The organism is Erythrobacter sp. Dej080120_24, assembly GCF_036322605.1.
Lineage (GTDB): Bacteria > Pseudomonadota > Alphaproteobacteria > Sphingomonadales > Sphingomonadaceae > Erythrobacter > Erythrobacter aurantius.
Window position 1 is genome coordinate 2,025,407 of record NZ_AP027262.1, and the last position, 24,755, is coordinate 2,050,161.

The 24,755-nt window shown below is 61.8% G+C and carries 21 protein-coding genes and 1 tRNA gene; 15 read left to right on the top strand and 7 right to left on the bottom strand.

What is annotated here, in order from left to right:
- Positions 1–22: 22 nt before the first annotated feature.
- On the bottom strand, positions 23–484 hold the full coding sequence (locus AABA34_RS09655) for a hypothetical protein (protein WP_338302441.1): 462 nt from the start codon (positions 482–484) through the stop codon (positions 23–25).
- A 117-nt stretch (positions 485–601) separates the two neighbouring features.
- On the opposite strand from AABA34_RS09655, the gene thiE reads away from it, so the two are divergent.
- Complete coding sequence (gene thiE / locus AABA34_RS09660) at positions 602–1,249, top strand: thiamine phosphate synthase (RefSeq protein ID WP_445083728.1); 648 nt, start codon at positions 602–604, stop codon at positions 1,247–1,249.
- Positions 1,250–1,264: 15 nt separating this feature from the next.
- Here thiE and AABA34_RS09665 read toward each other — a convergent pair whose 3' ends face one another.
- Positions 1,265–2,860 (bottom strand): caspase family protein, encoded by a 1,596-nt coding sequence (locus tag AABA34_RS09665; RefSeq protein ID WP_338302442.1) that lies wholly within the window; start codon positions 2,858–2,860, stop codon positions 1,265–1,267.
- Positions 2,861–3,033: 173 nt separating this feature from the next.
- Between AABA34_RS09665 and AABA34_RS09670 the strand changes: the two genes are divergently transcribed.
- A complete protein-coding gene (locus tag AABA34_RS09670; RefSeq protein WP_338302443.1) occupies positions 3,034–3,819 on the top strand; it encodes a hypothetical protein in 786 nt (261 codons plus the stop codon).
- A gap of 33 nt (positions 3,820–3,852) precedes the next feature.
- Here the strand turns inward: AABA34_RS09670 and AABA34_RS09675 are convergent, their stop codons facing one another.
- Entirely contained in the window at positions 3,853–4,677 is an 825-nt protein-coding gene (locus AABA34_RS09675; protein WP_338302444.1) for a hypothetical protein, read from the bottom strand.
- A gap of 95 nt (positions 4,678–4,772) precedes the next feature.
- Positions 4,773–5,183 carry an elongation factor P gene (locus AABA34_RS09680; protein WP_338302445.1) on the bottom strand — a complete coding sequence of 137 codons (411 nt, stop codon included), beginning with the start codon at positions 5,181–5,183 and terminating at the stop codon, positions 4,773–4,775.
- Positions 5,184–5,383: 200 nt separating this feature from the next.
- Here AABA34_RS09680 and efp point away from each other — a divergent pair, with 200 nt between their 5' ends.
- The 6 genes from efp (at position 5,384) to AABA34_RS09710 (ending at position 11,316) form a co-directional block, all read left to right on the top strand.
- Complete coding sequence (gene efp / locus AABA34_RS09685) at positions 5,384–5,947, top strand: elongation factor P (RefSeq protein ID WP_034954729.1); 564 nt, start codon at positions 5,384–5,386, stop codon at positions 5,945–5,947.
- 5 nt (positions 5,948–5,952) lie between these two features.
- Positions 5,953–6,771 (top strand): inositol monophosphatase family protein, encoded by an 819-nt coding sequence (locus AABA34_RS09690; RefSeq protein ID WP_338302446.1) that lies wholly within the window; start codon positions 5,953–5,955, stop codon positions 6,769–6,771.
- 41 nt (positions 6,772–6,812) lie between these two features.
- Positions 6,813–6,897, top strand: a tRNA-Leu gene (locus AABA34_RS09695).
- A 105-nt stretch (positions 6,898–7,002) separates the two neighbouring features.
- Entirely contained in the window at positions 7,003–7,797 is a 795-nt protein-coding gene (locus AABA34_RS09700; RefSeq protein ID WP_338302447.1) for a hypothetical protein, read from the top strand.
- Between the two features lie 50 nt (positions 7,798–7,847).
- Positions 7,848–9,647: an SLC13 family permease gene (locus tag AABA34_RS09705; RefSeq protein ID WP_338302448.1), complete on the top strand. Its 1,800-nt coding sequence runs from the start codon at positions 7,848–7,850 to the stop codon at positions 9,645–9,647.
- Positions 9,648–9,993: 346 nt separating this feature from the next.
- The gene (locus AABA34_RS09710) at positions 9,994–11,316 is read left to right on the top strand and encodes an amidohydrolase (protein WP_445083778.1); all 1,323 of its coding nucleotides are present in this window, start codon (positions 9,994–9,996) and stop codon (positions 11,314–11,316) included.
- A gap of 85 nt (positions 11,317–11,401) precedes the next feature.
- Here AABA34_RS09710 and AABA34_RS09715 read toward each other — a convergent pair whose 3' ends face one another.
- Both AABA34_RS09715 and AABA34_RS09720 read right to left on the bottom strand, forming a co-directional pair.
- Positions 11,402–11,587, bottom strand: a complete 186-nt coding sequence (locus tag AABA34_RS09715; RefSeq protein WP_034953864.1) for a hypothetical protein — start codon at positions 11,585–11,587, stop codon at positions 11,402–11,404.
- A gap of 118 nt (positions 11,588–11,705) precedes the next feature.
- Entirely contained in the window at positions 11,706–13,304 is a 1,599-nt protein-coding gene (locus AABA34_RS09720; protein WP_338302449.1) for an isocitrate lyase, read from the bottom strand.
- A gap of 157 nt (positions 13,305–13,461) precedes the next feature.
- On the opposite strand from AABA34_RS09720, the gene AABA34_RS09725 reads away from it, so the two are divergent.
- The 6 genes from AABA34_RS09725 (at position 13,462) to AABA34_RS09750 (ending at position 22,306) form a co-directional block, all read left to right on the top strand.
- A complete protein-coding gene (locus AABA34_RS09725; protein ID WP_338302450.1) occupies positions 13,462–14,799 on the top strand; it encodes a helix-turn-helix domain-containing protein in 1,338 nt (445 codons plus the stop codon).
- Between the two features lie 147 nt (positions 14,800–14,946).
- The gene (locus tag AABA34_RS09730) at positions 14,947–16,332 is read left to right on the top strand and encodes a TIGR03013 family XrtA/PEP-CTERM system glycosyltransferase (RefSeq protein WP_338302451.1); all 1,386 of its coding nucleotides are present in this window, start codon (positions 14,947–14,949) and stop codon (positions 16,330–16,332) included.
- Entirely contained in the window at positions 16,332–18,452 is a 2,121-nt protein-coding gene (gene prsK / locus AABA34_RS09735) for an XrtA/PEP-CTERM system histidine kinase PrsK (protein WP_338302452.1), read from the top strand. The genes AABA34_RS09730 and prsK overlap by 1 nt, the downstream gene beginning before the upstream one ends.
- Complete coding sequence (gene prsR, locus AABA34_RS09740; protein WP_338302453.1) at positions 18,452–19,816, top strand: PEP-CTERM-box response regulator transcription factor; 1,365 nt, start codon at positions 18,452–18,454, stop codon at positions 19,814–19,816. The genes prsK and prsR overlap by 1 nt, the downstream gene beginning before the upstream one ends.
- Positions 19,809–21,287 carry a tetratricopeptide repeat protein gene (locus tag AABA34_RS09745; protein WP_338302454.1) on the top strand — a complete coding sequence of 493 codons (1,479 nt, stop codon included), beginning with the start codon at positions 19,809–19,811 and terminating at the stop codon, positions 21,285–21,287. Before prsR ends, AABA34_RS09745 begins: the two co-directional genes overlap by 8 nt.
- 47 nt (positions 21,288–21,334) lie before the next feature.
- Positions 21,335–22,306 (top strand): bile acid:sodium symporter family protein, encoded by a 972-nt coding sequence (locus AABA34_RS09750; RefSeq protein ID WP_338302455.1) that lies wholly within the window; start codon positions 21,335–21,337, stop codon positions 22,304–22,306.
- On the opposite strand, the gene panB is transcribed toward AABA34_RS09750, so the two are convergent.
- The gene (panB, locus tag AABA34_RS09755; RefSeq protein ID WP_034953884.1) at positions 22,291–23,163 is read right to left on the bottom strand and encodes a 3-methyl-2-oxobutanoate hydroxymethyltransferase; all 873 of its coding nucleotides are present in this window, start codon (positions 23,161–23,163) and stop codon (positions 22,291–22,293) included. The two genes, AABA34_RS09750 and panB, sit on opposite strands and share 16 nt — an antisense overlap.
- A 135-nt stretch (positions 23,164–23,298) precedes the next feature.
- Here panB and AABA34_RS09760 point away from each other — a divergent pair, with 135 nt between their 5' ends.
- Positions 23,299–24,699, top strand: coding sequence for a sodium-dependent transporter (locus AABA34_RS09760; protein ID WP_252257670.1), 1,401 nt, complete (start codon positions 23,299–23,301; stop codon positions 24,697–24,699).
- The last annotated feature ends 56 nt before the right edge of the window (positions 24,700–24,755 follow it).

Here is a 24,755-nt window from a genome sequence, read left to right on the forward strand (position 1 = left end):
GCGCCATCCCGGCCCCTGATCGTCAGGGGCGCGGCAGCTCCGACCGGGCGAAACGTTGATCGCTCGGCGGGGCAGGGATGAATTCGATATCCAGCGCATATTCCTCCAGCCGAAGCGCACCGCGTTCGCGCGGGCGCGTTCCGGGATCGTGCAGGATCAGATAGCCGCCTGTCACCTCCACCGGGCGGCGCAGTTCCAGCACCACCTCGTAAGGATAGGCGCGATCGTGCATGACGACGGAGACGCGCATGTCCTCGGGCCGATAGCAGAACCGGGGATCGACGCAGCGTTGATCGCGCACCACCCCGAACGGTGTGAGTTCGATGCTGCCGACCCGCACGCGCTCGAAAAACGCGACATCGTGGACAAGTCCCGCCTCGTAAACGCCATCGTATGCCTGCGCCGCGGCGGCCTGCGGCAGGGCAGCGGCTGACAGCGCCATGGCGGTGGCGGCGAAAATCCTCAGGTGCTTGAACAGCGTCATCGAAAGGCTCTCCTTTACCTTTCATATACCATGACGCTCGGGCCGGATCGCTCCGGGTTTTTCCCCTGTGCCAAGCCAGAACAGTTCACCGCATTGGCGTTACCATGCAACCCGGCTATGGCGCGAAACATGGATCATCTGACGACACAGCTTTACCTGATTTCCCCGCTCGAAGTGGGCGGAGAATTTCCGCAGCGGCTCGAACGGGCGCTCGTCGCGGGCAAGGGGCTGGTGACAGCGTTCCAGTTCCGCGTGAAGGGGCTGGATCAGCATGACGCGGCGCGACTGGCGGAGCCGTTGCAGGCGATCTGCGCGGCGCATGACGTCGCGTTCATCGTCAATGACAGCGTTGCGCTGGCAAAGCGGCTTAAGGCCGATGGTGTGCATCTGGGGCAGGATGACGGATCGCCCAAGGATGCACGCGAACAACTGGGCCGCGATGCGCAGATCGGCGTGACCTGCCATGCCTCGCGCCACATGGCGATGGAAGCGGGCGAGGCGGGGGCTGACTATGTCGCCTTTGGCGCGTTCTTCGACAGTTCGACCAAGGACAAGGGCGACGCCGAGCGCCCCAAGCCCGAAATCCTGCAATGGTGGAGTTCGCTGTTCGAAATCCCCTGTGTCGCAATCGGCGGGATCACACCGGAAAACTGCGCCCCGCTGGTGGCGGCAGGCGCGGATTTCCTCGCAGTGTCAGGCGCTGTGTGGAACGGCGACGAAGCGGCCGCGATCGAGGCGTTCGAAAAAGCCGTCAAAGGGCGCTGATCGCGCTGCGCCAGCCTAATTGACCCCGGCAAAGCTGAATGTTTCCAGCAGGGATGAAGCGTCCCATGGCACCTGATCGCCATTGGTCATTTCAACGACCTGTCGACGCACCTCACGAAAGGTCACCTCGATAGGACGGTCAGGCACAAGCATCTGTGCGGCAAGTGCTTCGGCGAACGGGCTGTGTATGCCGCCCCCATCGGTCGCCGTGTTTCCAGGTGATGTCGAATAGGCGACGAAGCTGCCGTTGGGTGTGTCCATGCGCGCCAGGCCGCGGCTTCCATCTCTTGTCCTGCGGCGCAACGGCATGTTGCGGCAGGCGTCGAGGATCACGATCCGGGTCGATACATAGGTTTCTTCCAGCTGGGACAGGATCGAAGCGGCCGAAACCGCCTCAAGCTCCAGATCGCTTTCTGCGTCGATGGCCGCTCCGACCGGGATCAGGTAATTAGCCCCATCCGACTGAACGCCGTGTCCGGCATAATAGAACAGGCCGGTTGCATTGTCGCCAGCATCGGCCAGCCGATCGCCCAACCGTCGGACCGCGCGCTTCATGTCTGCCTGACTCGCATCGGTCAAAATTTCGACGTCAAACCCGAGACTGCGCAATGTAGCGCCAATAAGCACTGCGTCATTCACCGGGTTGGACAGGGAGCCCATCGAACCGTCGTATTTCTCATTCCCGATCACCAGCGCAATCCGCGGGCCGGTTGCTTTCATGATCGCAAGTTCGACGCTGTCCGCTGGGGCCGTATCGGATTGCGATAACATTCTGCCAGTGGCTCTGGCTGGCGGCGAAGATTGCGTCCCGCCGGTTGATCGGGTTCCAGCACGCGACTGTGATGGTTGTGATGGCGTGTTTGAAGCGAGCGTTGCAGCCGACGATGGTTGCGAAATGGCAGGGGGCGGCGCGGAAGCTTGGACGGGGACGGGAGGAGCTGCCTGCTTCGCAGCAGGTGCGGCGGTAACCGCTGGCGAGGAAGAATTGCCGGCAAGGGCTGTTGCTGGATTGGGCGGCGATGACGTTGCAGATGATCGACTACCCGTCGGCATCGAATTGGCCAACTGCTGATGGGCGAGGAGATCGCGCTGATAATCGCGTTGCTGCCTTTCGACTTCGGCGACCTCGGCACTATGGCGTTGCAGCCCAAGTTCGTATTCGCGCTGCTTGCGTTCTGCCTCCGCGACTTCGGCGTCGTGCTGCGCCTTTGCATCGTTGAAGTTTGAAACGCGGTTTGCGTTCATCTCGTTGATGGCCTGAGCATAGATGATGGCGTCTTCGACGACGGCACAATCCTCGACGGCCTGTTCGATCGTCTTGGCATCCGCCTCAGCATCCGCCTCAGCATCCGCCTCAGCATCCGCCTCAGCATCCGTCTCAGCGACGATCCGCGTACGGCAATCCACGCGCGCCTGAGCCATGCGCGCGTCGATATCGATCCCTTCGTCGCGCAGCATCTGCATCATGTTGGTGATCCCGGTGTCCGCCGCCGAGACGTTTGTCGATCTGGGGGCAGTTGCGGATGAACCGGTGGAGCCAGACTGGACTTGCTCGCAAGCGTCGCCACAGGCGTCATCGCCGGCAGACGAGACATTCGATTGAGCAGACACGGGTGAATCAGCCAGAATAGGCATTATGACTGCAGGTATCGCTGCGATCGCGAGCATTGCCGGAACCGCGGGCATGACTAATCGTGAAGCTTTATTCGATGCCATAGCTCCCCCCAACGCGCCCCATATACTGGCCTAACGGTTAAACCGGGGGAGTCAAATCGGCTAACCGGGTGGAAGGTGCGCTGCAACAAGCGCTGGCCTTTGATGAGTCGATCAGACGCACGCCGGACGAGGTTGCAAAGAGGGCTGCAGGGATGCAACAAACCCTCATGAAATTTGCACGCGTGATCTCAATACCTGCTGCAGTTCTCGTACTCGGTTTCTCGCCAACCAGCGCCGCCAGTACCGATATGAGCGACAAGCCATGCGAAGCGACGACTTCGGCATCGGGCTGGGTAAAGACTTTGAGGTTCTATCAGTGGGGCAATCAGGTCAGACTTTTACGCAGGCTGGATCACTTGGAGACGGGCATCGGCTTCAGCATCGATATGGCCCAAGGTCGGCAACCAGAGATCAATGGGCCAGACATTGATGCGATAATGAAATCGGAAGCGGTTCAGGCAAGGCTGAAAGGCTTACCCACGAGCACACCGACCATAGTCGATGACGATGTGGTGTATGATGGCGACCTAACCATCATGATCGACCGGCTCGACGGCGGGCCGCAATGGACCATGAAAGGGAAGCTTGAGCGTCAGCGCATCTATCTGCCGCCAGAATGGATCACGAGCTATGCAATCGTTGATCCTTTGTCCGGCACCGGCACTCCGCAACAAATCATGAGGAATCTGGATCAGGGCGGTGAGTTTCGGATCACCATCACAATCACGACCGGGGGTTCTTCCGTGCGCACACTCTACACCCAGCGGTTTGACAGCACCGGGTTTGCTGAGCTGGTGAATTCCAGGAGCAGCGCGGAACTGGAAGCGGCCAGAACCTGTCCCCTTGTAAATTGAGTGATCGTCGGGTCGCGTTAAGCCCGCACGATCTTACGGTCTCGGGGGCTGTATCGTACTGGGCCGGTTTGGCGTCCTGTTCGGATCAGGCCTTTGAAAATTGTCGATGACGGACCTGTTCTGGTTCGATCGCTGGGTGTTCTGGAGCGAATCGAACGCCCGGTCGTAATCTCTCGCGGATCGTCCGCGCCCGGCGAGATAGGGCAGGAAGACGATGCCGGTCACAACCCCGGCTTCATCGTAACGCAGCGTCGCCGCGCCGCCATAATTTGTGCGGCCTGGCCCATGGTAGAACCGGATCGGGAGATTTCCGCCACGCCGCCGACTGGGAACGCGAAAACCGCCGCCTGCAAATCGTTTCAGCCGCGCCTGATCGAAATCGTCCAGATCGATCAGCCCTCCCAGAGTGGGATCGCCGCCACTTACCACGGCTTCACCGAATTCCCGCGACAGCGCGAATTGCTGGTTGGCTTCGGAGCGTTCGAGCGCCGCCTGCGTCGGTGCATAATCTTTCGCGGCGCGGTTGATGGAGAAGCCTCGCAGCTCTCCCTCTTCACCAAAGAGCATCGTTGTCGAACGGCTGATGCCTTCGCCCCCGTCATGCCCGGCGCATGACCATTCGATCACCAGAAACCGGTCGCCGCCGCCTCCTTGAAGTTCAGGTGCGCAACCAGCGAGCTTTTCGACTTCGGAACGCTCCAGCTCGGGAAGCATCGTCAGGAAATCGGGGTTTTCGCGGATCGTCCCCGAATGGATCGCATTCGCGATTTTCGAAGCGGTTTCGGCGTAGCTTTCCGCAGCCGCCGGCGCTGCGCATAGGCCCATCAAGGCGGCGATGATCGCAAGGTTTCTGGCCATTGGTTTTGCCCCCCGGCTCAAACTGGCAGATGGGGCGATGATACCGCAAAACCGGAATGCGGCAAACTTGGCCGCAGAGGTCGAGGGATTTTGGCTTAACGCGATCCCCGGCGGGTGCAGAGCAGGTCGCTGGCTTCGCCGCCGGGCTTCAGCTTGCGCAGCTGGTTGTCGCCCACGCGTTCGAACCGCTCGCCCTTTTTGGGGCCCAGGGTAAAGGTCAGATCCTTGCCGCGCAGGATGTAGGTGCCGGTGCCCTGCGCGGTTTCATAACGGGATGCGGTGAAGATGCGGAATTCCTCCTCCTCTACCACGACATAGGCATCGCCGCCCGCATCGCCGGGCAGGGCGCATTGATAGCGGCCATGCGGCATGGTGCGCAGCATCCCGCCCGGGGCGGGTTCGGCCTGTGCCGTGCCGCCTTGGGAGTCACTTTGGCCGAACACCGGTCCGGTGGCGGCGATACCGGCAGCAAATGCCGTAAGCAGGATGATGTGCAGGGTCTTCATAAGGTGGGGGTCCTTGTTGCCTTATCCTTTAGCAGCGGGCCGGACTTTTGGCCAATTCGTTAACCAACAAACGCGCAATTGCAGGCCAGCTTTCCACCGCGCTTGCCGTGAACATGCCGAGCGGCTATGGGCGCGCTTTGTTTTTCAGGGCCGCGCGCAAACCACATCCCGCGCGCCCATCTACCAGCAAAGAGAAACCCATGAAGATCAGCGGCGTCGATATCCGTCCGGGCAACATCATCGAATACGAAGGCGGCATCTGGAAAGTTGCCAAGATCCAGCACACCCAGCCCGGCAAGGGCGGTGCCTACATGCAGGTCGAAATGAAGAACCTGCAGGACGGCCGCAAGACCAACGTGCGCTTCCGCAGCGCCGACACGGTCGAGAAAGTGCGGCTCGACACCAAGGAATTCCAGTTCCTCTATGAAGACGGCGAAATGCTCGTGTTCATGGACAACGACACTTACGAGCAGATCAATCTGCCGGGCGACCTGCTGGGCGATGCGCGCCCCTTCCTTCAGGACGGGATGCAAGTGAAGCTGGAACTGTGGGAAGAAAAGCCGATCTCGGTCGAACTGCCCGCGCAGATCGAAGCCACCATCGTCGAAGCCGACGCCGTGGTGAAGGGCCAGACCGCGTCCTCCAGCTACAAGCCCGCCGTGCTCGACAATGGCGTGCGCATCATGGTGCCGCCGCACATCGAAAGCGGCACGCGCATCGTGGTTGACGTTTACGAGCAGTCTTACGTCGGGAAGGCTGGCTAAATCCCATGTCGATGTTTTCAGGCCTGATCCGCGTGATGGAACGCGCTGCGCGCAAGGCGGGCGGGCGGCTCCGGCGTGACTTTGGCGAGGTCGAGCACCTGCAGGTGAGCCGCAAGGGCCCTGCCGATTTCGTCTCCAAGGCCGACATGCGGGCCGAACGCGCGATTTATGACGAACTGCTCCACGCACGGCCCGACTGGGGCTTCGTGATGGAGGAAGCCGGGGTCATCGAAGGTGACCCGAACAAACCGCGCTGGATCGTCGATCCGCTCGACGGCACCAGCAACTTCCTGCACGGCATCCCGCATTTCGCGATCAGCATCGCGGTGCAGGAACCGCGTCTGGACGGGAAGGGCTGGGGCGATGTCACCGCCGCAGTTATCTACCACCCGATCGAGGACGCGACCTACTGGGCCGAAAAGACCCGTGGCGCATGGCTTCAGGATGCGCGCCTGCGCGTCTCGGCACGGCGCACGCTCGACGATGCGCTGATCGCGACGGGCATTCCGTTTTCGGGCCATGGCGACTTTGCCGAATGGAGCCGTATCTTCGGTGCTATCGGCCCCGAAGTCGCCGGGATCCGCCGCTTTGGTGCGGCATCGCTCGATCTCGCCTATGTCGCACAAGGGCGCTTTGACGGGTTCTGGGAAGGCGGGCTCAACGATTGGGACACCGCCGCCGGATGCCTGCTGGTGCGCGAGGCGGGCGGATTTGTCAGCGATTATCGCGGACGCTCGGCCCCGATCCACTCGGCGCAGATCCTCGCCGCGAATGACGCCCTGCACTCCAAGCTGCATAAACTGTTGGCCAACAGCTTGAAGTAATTCGCGCGGAAGGCTAACAGCCCGCTTCGCGCACAGGCTGTGCCCCTGTGGTGGAATTGGTAGACGCGCTCGACTCAAAATCGAGTTCCTTACGGAGTGCCCGTTCGAGTCGGGCCAGGGGCACCATCCTTTCATTTCCTCGCAGCTGTTCCTTGCGCTTCGCTTCAGGGCTGCTGCGGGCGGGCGGTCGCCCTTGCGAACCCGCCGGGTTCGGATTCGCCGGAGCATCTCGTGGAAACTCCCTTCGAAACCGGGCCTCAGCGTTACCAGCCTCCGCAAGATTACGTTTACGCCCGCGATCCCAAGCTGCGCTTCGATCAGCGCCGCCTTGCCCGCGTTGTCGGTATCATCGCTCTGGGAATGCCCGTGGTGCTGGGGTTGGGCGGGATGCTGCTGGGCCGGTTCCGCACCGCGCTTTCGGGCTATTATTACGAAGCCATCGTCCTCGGCGATTTCTTCGTCGGCTGCCTGATCGCGATCGGGGCGCTGTTGATGGCCTATCGCGGATGGACGCCTAAGGTCGCACAGCTTGCCACCATCGCCGGGCTTGCCTCTTTCGTCGTCGCCTTCGTCCCGATGTACGGATGGTTCACGGCTTGCGAGCAATTGGCCGCTGACGGCAGCTGCGCCGTGCAAACCGCGCGGTATCCGGTCGCGGGATACTGGATCCACGCAGGCGCTGCCGGATTGCTGTTCGCCATCCTCGCGTTCTTCTGCCTGTTCGTCTTCACCAAAATCCCGGTCGACGAAAACACCGGCACCATCGAACCCACTCCGGCAAAGCGCCGCCGCAACCTGATCTATCGCACATCCGGCATCGTCATCGCAGGCGGAGCGGTTTCCATCGGCGTGGGCGACCTGATCTTCGGCGACTGGTGGAATGCGCGTAGCATGACGTTCTGGATGGAGGCGCTGATCCTGGCCGCATTCGGCACTTCGTGGCTGACGCAAGGCCGTGTTTTCGCGCCGCTATCCGATCCGCGTGACCGGGCCGACGCGGCCATCGCGAAAGAGCATAAGCGCTAAACCACTTGCCAATCGCGCATTGAATTGAGACATCTCGGCTCGCGGATCACATGCTAGAGCTTCCATCATATCACGCCATGGCGGCAATGGCGGTTACCGTGGCGATGTTCGTGGCCTTTGCCCGCGGCACGCTTTCGGTAGAGATCGTTTCGCTGCTGACGATCGCGGTGATCGCCGTCGGCCTGTATTTCTTCCCGCTGGACGGCACCAGCCCGACTGACGGGCTGGCGCTCGCATTCGGCGGTTTCGGCCATTACGCGCTGATCACCATTTGCGCGCTGATGATCATGGGGCGAGGGCTGGTCGTCACCGGCGCGCTCGAACCGGCGGCGCGGTTTCTGGAATCCGTGTTCAAGATCAACCTGCAACTGGGGCTGCTGGTATCGCTGTTGATCGCGTTCTTCCTGTCGATGGGGGTCAACGATACACCGGTTCTGGTGCTGCTCTTGCCGATTTTCGTGTCGCTCGCGGCGAAAGGGGCGATGCCCGCGTCCAAGACGCTGATCCCGCTGAACGCGGCAGTATTGATCGGCGGCATGGCCACCACCATCGGCACCTCCACCAATATCCTCGTCACATCCATCGCGGTTGATCTGGGCCAGCCGCAAATGGGGGTGTTCCATTACACCCCGATCGTGCTGCTCGCATCGCTGATCGCGCTGCCGTATCTGTGGCTGGTGATGCCGCGCCTGCTGGGCGACAACAGCGTCGAGGACGATCACGGCACCCGCCTGTTTCACACCCGCCTTCGCGTCGGCACGGACAGCATTCTGGCCGGAGTGACGCTGGACGCGATCCGCGACAAACTGCCGCGCAACATAACCTTCCACAATCCGCCGTCCGGTGAATTGCAGCCGCAGCAAAGGCTCGACATTTCGGGCACGCATGACGCGCTGGAAGAAGCGACGCGGGTGCTGCGCGGCGAACTCGCGCCCAGCTGGGTTCTCGACAGGATCAAGCGTGTGGCATCGGCCAATCGCGAGGATGTGACGGTGATGGAAATGACCGTCACGGCGGATTCGCGGCTGATTTCGCGCACGCTGCCGACTTCTGGGATTGCCGATCTCTACAGCGTGGCGGTGCTGGGCATCCACCGGCCCGACCGGGTTCTGGGCGAGCGTGATCGTTATTCCGAAGGCGGCGACCTGCGCATCGCCGAAGGCGACGTGCTGCTGGTGATGGGGCTTTCCGCCGATCTGCAAAGCTTTGCCCGCAACGACAGCCTGCTGATGCTTGAAGGGGCGCGTGAATTGCCGCGCCGTTCCAAGGCAGCTCTGTCCGCGATCATCATGGGCGGGTCGATCGCGCTTGCGTCTTTCGGGTTTCTGCCCATCGCCATTGCCGCGCTGGTCGGCGCGATTTTGATGTTTGTCACCGGCTGCGTGAAGTTTGACCGTGTGGGCCGCGCGCTTTCGGCCAAGGTGATCGTGCTGGTCGCGGCCAGCATCGCTGTGGGCCGCATCATCCTTGAAAGCGGGGCGGCGGAATGGCTGGGCGGGGCATTGTCTATCGGGCTTGCCTATCTGCCCCCGGCGCTGGTGCTGGCGGCGATCATGCTGTTCGTGACGCTGCTGACCAATTTCGCCTCCAACGCCACCGCCGCGACAGTGGGGACGCCGATTGCCTTCAGCATCGCGACCCAGCTGGGCCTGCCGCCTGAGCCGCTGATCCTTGCCGTGCTGTTCGGTTGCAACCTCTGTTACGCCACCCCGATTGCGTATCAGACCAACATGCTGATCATGTCCGAAGGCAGTTATGAATTCGGCGATTACATTCGCACCGGGGTTCCGCTGGTGGCGTTGATGGTGACGACGCTCTCCGTCCTGCTGGTGATCTGGTACGGGCTTTGAATTTTCCTACTCGGCCAGCGCGTGCGAAAAGGCGCGCATGGCCTCCATGTTTCCTTATCTGAAGCGCACATCACGGCAATCCCGGCCGGACGGCATGGGGTGGCGGGCGGGTGACGCTTTCGCCCTCGAAAGACGACAGTCTGGACACGCAAAAAGTGACAGTTTGGCCCGAAAGGGTGACACTTCGCTCCGTTCAGTTGACACTTTGCGCGCCAAGGTGACAGTTTGCCGCGCGAAGAGTGACAGTTCGCCCTTTTTTCTTCTGGACCGTGTTCCACATGTTCCAGCCTGTAGGGTTTGGAGAGAGACAACAATGCTGAAACAGATGCTTTGCCTGGGGGCCGCGATGACGGTGCTGGCCGCGACTCCGGCGCATGCCGATGCGCATATGGAGGCCGGCGGCGACGGCCTGCGGGCTGCGGTGATGGAGGACATGCCCGGCTTGATCGAGCTGTATCAGGATCTGCACGCCAATCCCGAACTCAGCTTTCAGGAATTCGAGACCGCGGCCAAGCTGGCGGGGCGGATGCGCGCACTCGGCTTTGAAGTGACCGAGGGCGTGGGCAAGACCGGGGTTGTCGCGGTGATGCGCAATGGCGAGGGGCCCACGGTAATGCTGCGCGCCGACATGGACGGGCTGCCGGTGATCGAACAGACCGGGCTGCCCTATGCGTCGAAGCGGACGGCGGTGCCGGCGACGGGAGTGGAAACCGGTGTGATGCACGCCTGCGGGCATGACACGCACATGGCGGCGTGGATCGGCGCGGCGCAATTGCTGGCGGAGCGCAAGGGTGAATGGTCGGGCACGCTGGTGATGATCCTGCAACCAGCCGAGGAGATCGGCGAGGGCGCGCTGGCGATGCTGCAGGACGGCCTTTACGAGCGGTTTCCCAAGCCTGACTATGTGCTCGCCTTCCACGATGCAGCAGGCGCACCGGCGGGCTTCATCGGCTATTCGAAAGGCTATGCGCTGGCCAATGTCGACAGCGTCGACGTGGTCATCCCGGGCATTGGCGGACATGGTGCCTATCCGCACACGACGAAGGACCCGGTGGTGATCGGGTCGAGCATCGTCATGCGTTTGCAGACGCTGGTGAGCCGCGAGATCGACCCGCTCGATTCGGCGGTGGTGACGGTGGGCAGCTTTCAAGCCGGGTCAAAGCACAACATCATCAGCGACGAGGCACGGCTGCAGATCACGGTGCGCAGCTATTCCGACGAAACACGCGCGCATCTGCTGGACGGAATCGCGCGGATCGCGCGGGGGGAGGCGATTGCGGCAGGAATGCCCGAGGACAAGCTGCCGGTGGTGACGGTGCAGGACCCTTACACCCCTTCGACTTACAACACGCCCGAGTTTACCGAACAGGTTATGGCGGGATTGCAGGATCGCTTCGCCGGACGCATCCGCGAAGTGCCGAGCGTGATGGGGGGTGAGGACTTCGGCCAGTTCTATCGCGCTGATCCGGAGAATGTGGAATCGCTCATCTTCTGGGTCGGCGGCGTGCCGATGGCGCAATGGGAAGCATCTGAGCGCGGCGAGGTGGAACTGCCTTCGCTGCATTCGCCGTTCTGGGCGCCGGACGCTCCGGTGGTGATTGCGACCGCGACAGAGGCGCTTGCTGCGGCGACGCTCGACCTGATGCCTAAGGACGGGGCCGGGGGTTAGGCAAAATCAACGGCCGCCGAATGCAGGGCAAGCCCGGCAATCGACGGCCGTATTCTCCTCCCCAGGAGAACTGGTGTACGCGGCGTTACTCGGCGCTTGGCACGTAGGTGCCGAGCCGGTGATGCAGCGCGTTGATCTTGGCGAGCTCTTCGCGATCCTCGGTGTTGCGGGCGTGGCTTTCCAGCGCACGGCGCAGCAGCTTCATGTCGGCTGTCGAAAGCAGCGCACGGGCGCGCGAGGGTTCACGGTTCGGGGTGTCGGTATCGCTCATGGTCTCTCTCCGAAGGTCCGATGGGGACGGGCTGGTGATGACACCGCTAATGGCGGGATGGATCGGTTCCCGCAAGGCCAGTGTTTGACTGACCTTGCGAGCCCCCTCTCCAGCTCGATCAGGCGGCAGCGAACTGGTTCATGGTGTTGTCCTTGCCACCCGCTTTCAGTGCGGCTTCACCGGCGAAGTACTCCTTGTGATCATCGCCGATGTCGCTGCCGGCCATGTTCTGGTGCTTCACGCAAGCGATACCCTGACGGATTTCTTCGCGCTGGACGTTCTTGACGTAGCCGAGCATCGCCTGGTCGCCGAAGTATTCGCGGGCGAGGTTGTCGGTGCTGAGCGCGGCGGTGTGATACGTCGGCAGCGTGATGAGGTGGTGGAAGATGCCCGCCCGCTTCGACGCGTCGCGCTGGAAGGTGCGGATGCGCTCGTCTGCTTCGGCCGCCAGTTCGGTGGCGTCATAATCGATGCTCATCAGGCCTGCGCGATCATAGGCGGACACATCCTTGCCTGCTTCTGCCCAGGCATCATAGACCTGCTGGCGGAAGTTGAGCGTCCAGTTGAAGCTCGGCGAGTTGTTGTAGACGAGCTTGGCATTGGGCACGACCTCGCGAATGCGATCGACCATGCCGGCGATCTGCTCCACGTGCGGCTTCTCGGTTTCGATCCACAGCAGGTCGGCGCCGTTCTGAAGCGAGGTGATGCAGTCGAGCACGCAGCGGTCTTCGCCGGTTCCGGCACGGAACTGGTAGAGGTTCGACGGCAGACGCTTGGGTGCCATCAGCTTGCCATCGCGGCTGATGAAGACCTGACCGTTGGTGATGTTGGCAGGATCGACTTCCTCGCAATCAAGGAAGGCGTTGTACTGGTCACCCAGATCGCCCGGCTCTTTCGAGAAAGCGATCTGCTTGGTCAGGCCGGCGCCGAGCGAGTCCGTGCGGGCAACGATGATGCCGTCTTCCACGCCCATCTCGAGGAAAGCGTGACGGATCGCGCGGATCTTCTGGAGGAAGTCCTCGTGCGGCACGGTGACCTTGCCGTCCTGGTGGCCGCATTGCTTTTCGTCCGAGACCTGGTTTTCGATCTGCAGCGCGCATGCACCCGCTTCGATCATCTTCTTGGCGAGCAGATAGGTCGCCTCGGCATTGCCGAAGCCTGCGTCGATGTCGGCGATGATCGGAACGACGTGGGTTTCATAGTTGTCGATGCGGTTCTGGATGTCCTTTGCCCGCACTTCGTCACCCGCTTCACGCGCGGCATCGAGATCGCGGAACAGCATGCCCAGTTCACGTGCGTCGGCTTGCTTGAGGAAGGTGTAGAGTTCCTCGATCAGCGCCGGGACGCTGGTCTTTTCATGCATCGACTGGTCGGGCAGGGGGCCGAACTCGCTGCGCAGAGCGGCAACCATCCAGCCCGAAAGGTAGAGGTAGCGCTGCTTGGTGCTGCCGAAATGCTTCTTGATCGCGATCATCTTCTGCTGCGCGATGAAGCCATGCCAGCAACCGAGCGACTGGGTGTAGGCGGCAGGATCGGCGTCATAGGCGGTCATGTCGGCGCGCATGATCTTGGCGGTGTACTTCGCGATGTCGAGCCCGGTCGGGAAACGGTTCTGGATTGCCATGCGAGCGGTCGATTCGGCGTCGATCGCGCCCCAGCTCGGGCCGTTCGCGTTGATGACAGCCTGCATTTGGGCGATGGTGTTCTGGTAAGTCATGGCGTTCTCCTGTGTGAGAGAGGTGAGGAGGAGTTGATGTCCTCCTCTTGCCGTGCCGCAGCGCAGCGCAACAGGAAAAGTTACAAAAATTCTTGTCTGTATCCGCCGATATCGGTCAAATCTTGTGTAACGATGTAAAGATAGTTACAAGAGGCGAATGTCCGAAAACACTCTCCTGGCCGGGCCATCACTTCGCCGCCTGCGCAAACGCGAAGGGCTGACCCAAGCTGCCATGGCCGCCTCGCTCGGCATTTCGCCAAGCTATCTCAACCTGATCGAACGCAATCAGCGCCCCCTATCGGCGCGGGTTCTGGTCCAGGTTATCGAGCGGTTCGATTTCGATCCGCGTTCGCTGCGTGAAGACGAGGCGATCGGCGGGGTGGATGGCCTTGCACGGCGGATGGCGGACAAACGTTTTGCCGATCTCGCGATTGATCGCGAGGAGATACAGGAATTCCTCTCCGCAGCCCCTCAGGCCGCAGCGGCCTTCGCGCGCCTCTATGACCGTTCGCATCCCGATGAGGAGCGGACGGAAGACCCGATCAACGATGCGCGTCAAGCAGTCGAGCGCTGGCAAAACCACTTCGCCGATCTCGATCATGCGGCCGAAGGGCTGGCAGACGAATTGCGCCTGTCACACGGCGATATCAGCGCCGCCCTGATCGAGCGGCTGCGTGAAAAACACCAGCTTTCGGTGCGCGTGCTCCCGGCCGAAGTCGTGCCGGGGATGGTGCAGCGGCTCGATTTGCATGCTCGGCAATTGCAGATTTCCGAGATGCTTCCGGGTGCGGCGCGGCGGTTCCAGATCGCGCGCCAGATCGGAAGTCTGGAGCAGCGCGACGCTATCGAGACACTGGTGGCGGGGGCGAACCTGTCGTCCCCTGAAGCGCGGGAGCGGTTCCGCGAACATGTCACCGATTACGTCGCTGCAGCCTTGCTGATGCCGTACCGCCGTTTTTTGCGGGCGTGCGAGCAGACCGGTTATGACCTCGCCGTGCTGCAACGCCGGTTTGCGGTCAGCTTTGACCAGTTGGCGCAGCGCTTGACGACGCTGCAACGGGTGGGAGAGCGGGGCTTGCCGTTCTTTTGTGCCCGGTTTGGCCGCACTGGCCGCATGGTCCATTTCAGCGCGGGGGCAAGCGGCGCGGTCTATCCGCTCGATGGCGCGCGCTGGCCGGCGTGGGTGCCCTATGCCGCCTTCGAAAACCGTGGTGCGATGCTGATGCAGGCCGTCACCTTTGGTGAAGGGGAGGGCGCGCCGCGGCACTGGTTCACCATCGCTCGCACCATCGAAGTCGACGGGGCGGCCTGTTCCGCCCGGCGCTCGGTTGTGCTGGGGCTTGAGGCGCGGTTTGCTGGCGAGTTGGCGAACGCGCGAGGGATATCGCTCGATCCGCAGGATGCGGTGCCGCTGGGTGTCGGATGTCCGCGCTGCGGCAGGGCCGATTGCCTGACCCCGGCACCGCCGCGATTGGCAACCGGCGCCGCAGTCTGAACTGGCACAAGCGTTACGCGCGTATTAACCGAGAAAGCCCCTGCAATCCTGCGGGGTTGCGATGTCGTTGTAAGGTTTACCGACACTTAATGTCTGGCGCCTAAAGAGGGACCGTAGAAAACCCTCGATGAAGGCCAGGCTCACGCGATGATCCGCTTGTTCAAGCACTATATCCCTCATGCCGTGATGCTGCTCGGCCTGCTCGATTTCGGCTTGCTGATGTTCGCCAGCGAACTCGCATGGAAAGTTCGCGCGGCACAGATCGGGATGGACCCCGGCCCGATTGACGAACGTTGGGTGCCGCTGATTGGTTCGGCGGCGGTTGTCTGGATCGCGATGATCTCCGTGGGTGTTTACGGCCCTTACGCGCTTCGATCCCTGCGCTTTGCCAGCGCCCGGCTGCTGGTCGCGATCAGCCTTGGCATAATTGCACTGGCAACGATCGACTGGGTCTTGCCGGGAGATACGTTCTGGCGCTCCACCCTGCTGTATTCGATGGGGTTTGCAGTGGTTGTGCTGGTGTTCGACCGCGCGCTGCTCAACAGTTTCCTCGGTTCTTCCGCCTTCCGTCGCCGGGTCATGGTGCTGGGTGCGGGCGACCGCGCGCAGCGCCTGCGCGAACTGGGCGATCGGCCCGAAGCCGGATTCGCCATCGTCTCTTACATCGCCATGAGCGAGCCCGAGCGGCGGGTGGAAGAAGCCATCCCGCGCGAGGCGATCCACGATCTTGGCCGGTTTGTCGAAAATCTCGGCGTGAGCGAAGTGGTTCTGGCGCTTCAGGAGCGCCGCAATTCGCTCCCGCTCAGCGACTTGTTGCGCATCAAGACCAAGGGCGTCCACGTCAACGACTTCTCCAGCTTCCTCGAACGCGAAACGGGGCGGGTCGATCTGGATACGGTCAATCCGAGCTGGTTGATCTTCTCGGACGGCTTTTCCAGCGGACGGGTGTTTTCGAGCGCGGTGAAACGCATCTTCGATATCACCGCCAGCATCATCCTGCTGCTGCTCACGTTCCCGATCATCGCGCTGTTCGCGATGATCGTGAAGCTCGACAGCAAGGGGCCTGCCTTCTTCAAGCAGGAACGCGTGGGCCTGTACGGAGAGACGTTCCACCTGATCAAGCTGCGCTCGATGCGCACTGATGCAGAGAAGGACGGATCCAAGTGGGCGGAGGAAAACGATCCGCGCATTACCCGCGTCGGGCGCTTCATCCGCAAGGTCCGGATTGATGAACTGCCGCAAACCTGGAGCGTTCTGAAGGGCGAAATGAGCTTTGTCGGGCCGCGTCCCGAAGTGCCCAAATTCGTTGATGATCTGCAAGAGCAGATCCCGTTTTACCAGGAACGCCACATGGTGAAGCCGGGCATCACGGGCTGGGCGCAGATCAACTACCCCTATGGCGCGTCGATCGAGGACAGCCGCAAGAAGCTCGAATACGATCTCTATTACGCCAAGAATTACACCCCATTCCTTGATCTGGTGATCCTGCTTCAGACGGTGCGGGTGATCCTTTGGCCTGAGGGCGCGCGCTGATGACGCTGGTTGTCGCCCTTGAAACCTATGCCGCGCTGCTCTGCTATCTGATCGGAGCGGTGTTGAGCGTGGGCGCGGGCCTGTGGGTTGCGCGCTACGGCGACCGCGACCGGCCGGACCGCGCGGCGGTGCTGGCGGCGCTGGCGATGATCGGTGTTTGGTGTGTCGTTTCGCTCAGTCTTCCGATGGGCCATCCAGCCATCGAGATCGCGGAGACATTCCGCAATCTTGCGCTCATCGCGGTGATTTTCCGACTGTTCGCTGCTGACGGTCGCGATGAAAGCCTGAAGCCGATCCGCCCGGTGATCATCGCTCTGGCGCTGGTGCAGATGTTCCAGCCCGTGCTGCTGTTTGTCGAGGCGCAGGCGGGTGACTTTTCACGGATTGCGCAGATCACTTTTGAAGTCGGCACCGTGCTCAACATGCTGGTCGCAATCGGCGCGCTGATGCTGCTGCACAACTTGTATGCGGGTGCGGCGGCGTCATCGCGGCGGATCATCCGCTGGAGCGGCATCGGTCTGGCGATGATCTTTGCCTATGATCTGAACCTGTTCACGATCGCCTATCTTGTCGGCGAATACCCGTCCTTGCTCGTGGCCCTGCGTGGCCTGGTTGTCGGGGTGATGGCAAGCCTGCTGGCGTTCGGTGCCAATGCCACCAGCGCGGGACTGCAGTTCCGTCCTTCGCGCGCGGTAACCTTCCAGACGCTGTCTCTGCTGCTGATCGGCAGTTACCTGCTGGTGATGGTGCTCGTCACACGCAGCCTTGCGCTGCTTGGTGAGGATATCGCTCGCGCTACGCAAGTCGCCTTCCTTGTGATCGCCGTCGTCGGTGCGCTTGTCTGGCTGCCGTCCGAACGCGCACGGGGTTGGCTGCGAGTGACGGCAACCAAGCACCTGTTCCAGCACCGCTATGACTATCGCGAGGAATGGCTGCGCTTCACCCGCACGATCGGGCGCGGATCGAGCAGCAGCGCAAGCTTTCACGAACGTGCGGTAAAGGCGATTGCCGACATTACCGATAGTCCTGCCGGTTTGCTGCTGGTTCCAAACGAGGAAGCGCAGCTTGAACTGACGGCGCGCTGGAACTGGCCGACCATTGAGGTGCCTGCAAGCGCGGGCGACTACGCCCTTTCCGGCCTGCTGGAACAGCACAGCCACATCCTCGATCTGGACGAAGTACGCGCCGGGATCGATCATCACGGGGAACTGGCCCATGTTCCGCAGTGGATGAGCGATGCCGAGGATGCCTGGGCGCTCGTCCCGCTGATCCACTTTGATCGCCTTGTCGGCGCTATCGTCCTTGCCCGCCCCCGGATCGAGCGGCGGCTCGACTGGGAAGACTTCGATCTGCTGCGCGTCGCCGGGCAACAGCTTGCCAGCTATCTTGCCGAACAGGCGGGGCAGCAGGCGCTGATGGATGCGAGCCGTTTCGACGAATTCAACCGTCGAATGGCCTTCGTGATGCACGACATAAAGAACCTTGCGAGCCAGCTTTCGCTGCTTTCGGCCAATGCCCAGAAGCACGCCGACAATCCCGCGTTCCGGGCCGACATGCTGGTGACGCTGCGCAATTCGACCGAGAAGCTCAACGCGCTGCTTGCACGCTTGAGCCGCTATGGTGCGGGTCAGGGGCAGGAGGTTCGCGAAGTCGATCTGGCATCGCTGGCCAAGGGTATCGCCGAACGGTTCAAGTCCGTGCATCCTGTCGCCATTACAAAGGCCGAACCGGTCATCGTGCTCGCTGATGTGGAAAGTCTGGAACAGGCACTTATCCACCTTGTGCAGAATGCGATCGATGCCAGCGGCAAACAGGATCCGGTGTTTCTCGATGTCCATAGCGATGGGCTCGCAGGTCAGATCAATGTGGTCGATTCCGGCACTGGCATGTCGCCCGAATTCGTCCGCAACGGGCTGTTCAAACCTTTTGTCTCATCAAAGCAGGGCGGCTTTGGCATCGGCGCGTTCGAGGCGCGCGAAATGATCCGCAGCATGGGCGGACGGGTCAATGTGGAATCCCGCGAAGGCGTGGGTTCGCGTTTTTCCGTCGTCCTTCCGGTTCCCGAAGCTGTGACCCTGCTTAACCGGCACAAACACCAACCAAGTAAAGAGGTCGCCTGATGGCCGACAAGAAACCCACCCTGCTCGTGATCGAGGATGACGAGGGGCTGCAGGCGCAGCTCAAATGGGCTTATGACGATTTCGAAGTCGTGATCGCGGGTGATCGCGACAGCGCCATCGCTGCCCTTCGCAGTGAAGCTCCTGCCGTCGTCACGCTGGATCTCGGCCTGCCGCCCGATCCCGACGGGACAACCGAAGGGTTTGCGGTTCTCGATGCGATCATGGCGCTGAAACCGGATACCAAAGTGATTGTCGCCAGCGGCCATGGCGCCCGCGAAAGCGCGCTTCAGGCCATCGAACGCGGAGCCTATGATTTCTACCAGAAGCCGGTCGATATCGACGCGCTGGGGCTGATCGTCCGCCGCGCCTTCAACCTGCACGAAATCGAGGATGAGAACCGTCGCCTCGTCGCCAATGCGAGCGAAGACAAGACGGTGCTGGGTCGCCTGATCACGGGCGCGCCAGAGATGGTGAAGGTCGCCCGCACGATCGAACGGGTCGCCTCAACCAGCGTGTCGGTGATGCTGCTGGGAGCAAGCGGTACGGGCAAGGAATTGTTGGCGCGCGGCCTGCACGAGGCGAGCAATCGCGCGGACAAGCCGTTTGTCGCGATCAATTGCGCAGCGATCCCTGAAAATCTGCTCGAAAGTGAATTGTTCGGCCACGAAAAGGGCGCGTTCACCGGGGCGGTGAAAACCACCGAGGGCAAGATCGAAAGCGCCCATGGCGGCACGCTGTTCCTTGATGAAGTCGGCGACATCCCGCTGCCGTTGCAAGTGAAACTGCTGCGCTTCCTGCAAGAACGCACGATTGAACGGATCGGCGGTCGCAAGACGATCTCGGTCGATACGCGCATCGTCTGCGCCACGCATCAGAACCTTGAAGCGATGATCGGGGAGGGGACTTTCCGCGAAGACCTGTTCTATCGTCTTGCCGAAATCGTCGTGCGCATCCCCGGCCTGGCCGAACGTCACGGCGATGCGGTGCTGCTGGCCAAGGCTTTCCTCAAACGCTTTGCGAGCGAAATGAACCCCAGCGTCACCGGATTTGCTCCTGATGCGCTGGCAGCGATCGACTCGCATGATTGGCCCGGCAATGTCCGCGAGCTTGAAAACCGGGTGAAACGGGCCGTGATCATGGCTGATGGCAAGCTGGTCAGCGCGGCCGATCTCGATTTCGACACCGACGAGGAAGAGCCCGCCGAAGTGCTCAATCTCAAGGCTGCTCGGGAACTGGCGGATCGCCGCGTTATCCGGCACGCGCTGGCTCGTAGCGAAGGCAATATCTCCAGCACTGCCAAATTGCTCGGGATCAGCCGCCCGACGCTCTACGACCTGCTGAAGCAGTATGATCTGCATGCGTAGCCTGCTTGCCCTCGGCCTTGCCATCGCTCTGGCTGGTTGTTCAAACGAACAATCAGGCGCAGATGCGTCTGCGCTTACGGGAAGCGATACCTTTCTCGAATTGGTGAATGATGCCCGGTTGGCGGTCGAGAACGGCAATCTGCTCGAAGCCGGGCGCCTGTATGACGAGGCGCGCGCACTCGAGCCCGAAAATCCGGGTCTGTGGGTCGACATCGCCCGTTTGCGCTTCCGCGGTGGTGAACATCTGATTGCCATCGACGCAGCGGATTATGCGCTTGAACTGAACCCGCAATACGCGCCAGCGGTGCTGCTCAAGGCGCAAATGGTGCGCGATGCGCATGGTCTGGAGGAATCGCTGCCGTGGTTTGAAGCGGCAGTTGCAGCTGATCCGCGCAACCCTGAGGTGATGGCGGATTACGCGGCCACCTTGGGTGATCTGGGGCGGTATCGCGAGATGTTACGGGTCGTGCGCGAACTCGCCGAATTTGCTCCAAACTATCCGCAGGTGCATTACCTGCAGGCGGTACTGGCGGCGCGTGGAGGCGATCCCGTGCTCGCAAGCAATCTGCTCAACCGTAGCGGATTGCGCGCACAGGGAGTGCCCGCCGCAGTGATGCTCGGCGCGATTGTCGACTTGCAGCAGGGCAATTACGACACCGCATCAGAGGCGCTGGTCGAACTCGCCAAGCGCCAGCCCGACAATATGCGGGTCAAGGAACTGCTTGCCCGCGCGCTGTGGCTGGGCGGGCGTGATCGGGAACTGGTCGATCGTTACGCCTCGCAAGCTGCCAGCCCGTCGGCATCGCCCTATCTCCAGATGGTGGTGGGGCGCAGTCTGGAGCGGATGGGAGATCGCAATCGTGGCCTCGCGTTGATCGAGCGTGCGCGCGAGCCGCGCTCTAACCAACCGGTCGTGCTCGAAAGTTCGGGGCTGGGCGATGCATCGGTGCCGGCGATTACCGCCGATCTTCGCCGAAGCGTCGCCGCAGGCAATGCCTCAGGTGCCGGGGTGCAGGCCGCGAACCTGATCCGCAGAGCGCCCTATTCGGCTGATTTCCATGCGCTCGCCGGTGATGTCGCGCTTGCAAGAGGCGATGCGAAGGCTGCGCTCGAAGCCTATGAAGTCGCTGCAAGGGTGCGGCGTTCATGGCCGCTGACGCGCAAGATCATCAATGCCTATCGCGGCTTTGGCGACGGTCTGGCTGCTGAAGTCCTGCTTGCCCGCTATATCGCCGGGGATCCGCAAAACACCGATGCACTGTTCCTGCTCGCTGAAGAAAGCGCGCAGAAAGAGGATTGGCTGCGGGTGAGTGTGCTGCTGGATACAGCTATTGCGCTGGGCGCAGGCAATGACCTGGAGGTGCTGGCCCTGCGCGCTCAGGCAGCACAAAACCTCGGAGATGAAGCTGAGGCCGCCCGCTTTGCAACCATGCTTGGCGAACTGAAACCGGGCGAATTCCTCAAACGCTGAGGCGCAAACGCTCGACAAGGGACACGACACAAGGCAGTGGCGGGGCGATGCGTTCCCGCCTTTCGATCCTTGCCGACCCGATGATCGCGGTGTTGTTCATTGCCACGTTGCTGGCGGTGATCCTGCCTGCCGCCGGTGAAGCGCGCGCGACCGCTCAGACGGTATCCAATGTGGCGATTTTCGTGCTGTTTCTGGTCAACGGCATGCGCATCGCGCGCGGAGAAATCGCGCGGGGCCTTGCGAACTGGCGTTTTTTCCTGCCGCTGATGTTGTGGGTGTTCGGGGTGATGCCTGTGATCGGGCTGGGTCTTTCGGGGCTTGCCGGGACGGTTTTGCCCCCGCTTGTCGCGCTGGGGTTCCTTTATCTTGGCTGCCTGCCGTCTACCGTGCAATCGGCCACCTCCTATACCAGTCTCGCCGGTGGCAATATCGCGCTATCCGTGGTCGGAGCCGCGCTGATCAACATTGCCGGGGTGTTCATCACCGCGCCCTTGTTCGCGGCGCTTGCAGGCAGCGAAGCAGTCGAGATCGGCACCGAAACGATCGTGCGGATCGGGGTGATCCTGATCCTGCCCTTTGTCATCGGGCAGATGGTGCAAGGCTGGACGATCGAGTGGCTGCGCGAACGCAAGAGCGATGTCGCATGGCTTGACCGGGCAGTTATCGGCATCGCGGTCTATGTCGCCTTTTCGGGCGCGGTGGAGCAGGGGCTGGGGACGATGTTCGGCGCATCGCAATGGGCGGTGCTGATCGTTCTGGTGCTGATCTATCTGGTGGTCGCTAGCGGTGGCGCATGGACTGCCGCAAGGTTCCTTTCTGCACCGCGCGAAGACCGCATCGCTTTCCTGTTTGCAGGAGCGCAGAAAAGCGTCGCCATCGGCGCGCCGATGGCAGCGATCCTGTTTCCGGCAGAAGCCGCCGGCTTCGTCATCGCGCCGCTGCTGCTTTACCACCTGCTGCAGCTGGTGATCGCCGCACCGCTTGCCGGTCTGCTGGCCCGCAATCAGCCCTTGGGTTGATAGGTCTGCTCTTCACCGGGGAAGCTGCGCGAGCGCACTTCTTCGGCGTAACTGGCGACTGTCTTGTCGATGATGGCGGCGATATCTTCATACCGTTTGACGAAGCGCGGCACGCGTTCGAACATGCCGAGCATGTCCTCCGTCACAAGTACCTGGCCATCGCATTGTGCCGATGCGCCGATACCGATGGTGGGGCAAGAGACGGCCTGCGTCGCCTCGATCGCGATCGGTTCGACGACGCCTTCGATGACGATGGCAAAGGCACCCGCCTTGTCCAGCGCGACGGCATCGCTGACGATCTTGTCGGCTTCCGCGTCGGAGCGGCCGCGTGCGGCATAGCCGCCCAGCACATTCACCGCCTGCGGGGTCAGGCCTACGTGTCCCATCACGGGGATGCCGCGCGAATTGAGGAATTCGACCGTCTCGGCCATGGCTTCGCCGCCTTCCAGCTTCACTGCGGCAGCGCCGGTCTGTTTCAGCAGATAGGCCGCGCTCTCGAACGCCTGTTCCTTTGAAGCCTCATAGGAGCCGAAAGGCATGTCAACGACCACCACCGAATGATAGCTGCCGCGCACCACCGCCGCGCCGTGATTGGCCATCATTTCCAGCGTCACCGGAATGGTGGAGGGCAGGCCGTAAATCACCTGACCCAGCGAATCCCCCACCAGCAACAGGTCGCAATGCGCATCGAGCAATTGCGCCTGGCGCGCAGTGTAGGCTGTCAACATCACCAACGGTTCAGCGGTAACGCCGTCGGCCTTGCGCGCGCGGATGCGCGGCACTGTCAGCCGTTTCATCGGCGCAGGGGTGGGATTGGCGCGGCTCGTGCTCGTATCGAGCTGGAATGTGGTCGACATGTTGCCAGCGTCTAGCGCCACACAGGCAAAAGACCAAGCTTGCCCCTTGGCCTCGGCGCCAAAACATTGCAAACAGGTTGCAACAAGGGAATCCGCGCGGGGAAGCGCGCGTCAATTGAGGATAGATTTTCAGACATGGCAGCAGCAGGTTCAGGCCACGAAAACTGGTCATCACGCAGTGCGTTCATTCTTGCAGCGGTGGGTTCTGCCGTTGGCTTGGGCAATATGTGGAGGTTCCCCGCCGAAGCAGGTGAGAACGGCGGCGGTGCCTTTGTCCTGTTCTACATTTTCTGCGTTCTGCTGATCGGTCTGCCGGTGCTGCTTTCCGAAGTGCTGGTTGGTCGCCACGGGCAGGCCAATGCGCCTGAAAGCGTGCGGCGCCTTGCACGGGATTCGAACGCGTCCGAGGGGTGGAGCGTGCTCGCCTCGCTGGGTGTCTTCGCCGCCTTCCTGATCCTCAGCTTTTACTGTGTGGTTGGCGGTTGGGTGGTCTACTACATCGGCGTTTTCGCGGGTGATCTGGTGCAGACCGGGCTTACTGGCGGCGCATTCGAAGGGCGCGATCCAAGCGATATCGAAGGGCTGCTGCCTGCGCTGTTCGGGGATGGCGGATTGATGGTCGGCCTGAACCTCGGGTTCCTTGCAATCACCATGTTCTTCGTCGCTCGCGGTATTTCGAGCGGGATCGAATGGGTGGCGGTTTACCTGATGCCGCTGTTCTTCGTGCTGTTCCTTGGCATCACCATCTATGGTGCCTTCACCGGCAATTTCGGCGATGCGGTGAGCTATCTGTTCACCTTCGATTTCTCCAAGCTGACGGGTGAAGTCATGCTTGCCGCTGTCGGTCAGGCGTTCTTCTCCCTGTCGCTGGGTGTGGCGGGCATGATGACCTATGGCGCATACGCCAATCGCGACACCAATCTGGCTGAGACTTCGGGCATCATCGCCGGAGCGGACACCGCGGTTGCGCTGTTGGCGGGTCTGGCGATCTTCCCGATCGTGTTTGCAGCCGGCCTTTCGGCCAGCGCCGGGCCGGGCCTGATGTTCCAGTCGCTGCCGATTGCGTTTCAGGCCATGCCGTTCGGTTCGCTGATCGGCCTCGCGTTCTTCATCATGGTCTTCTTTGCCGCGCTTACCAGTTCGGTTTCGCTGCTCGAAGCGCCCACCGCCTGGATGTTTGAAAAGTTCAACATGTCGCGCCCTGTGGCGACCGGGATCGTCGGCTTTGGCGCTGCCGTGCTGGGTGTGCTGTCGGCTTTGTCTTTCAACGACATGGCCGATTTCCGTCCGCTGGCGTTCATTCCGATCTTTGCCGAGGCGAATTTCTTCGATGCGCTGGATGGTGTGACGGCAAAGCTGTTCATGCCGATTGGCGCGATTTTGACCTGTATCTTTGTCGGTTGGATCGCGGATGCGCGGCTGATTGACCAAGAGAACGGTCTGGACGGATTGCTGCACCAGTTGTGGCGCGCGCTGGTGCGGTTTGTCTGCCCGGCCGTTCTGGCAGTGATCATGTTCTTCGGCCTGTTCGGCTAACCTTTCACGGAGGCGATTGCGGCCCTGAAACGGGCATTGCAATCGCCTCCCATATA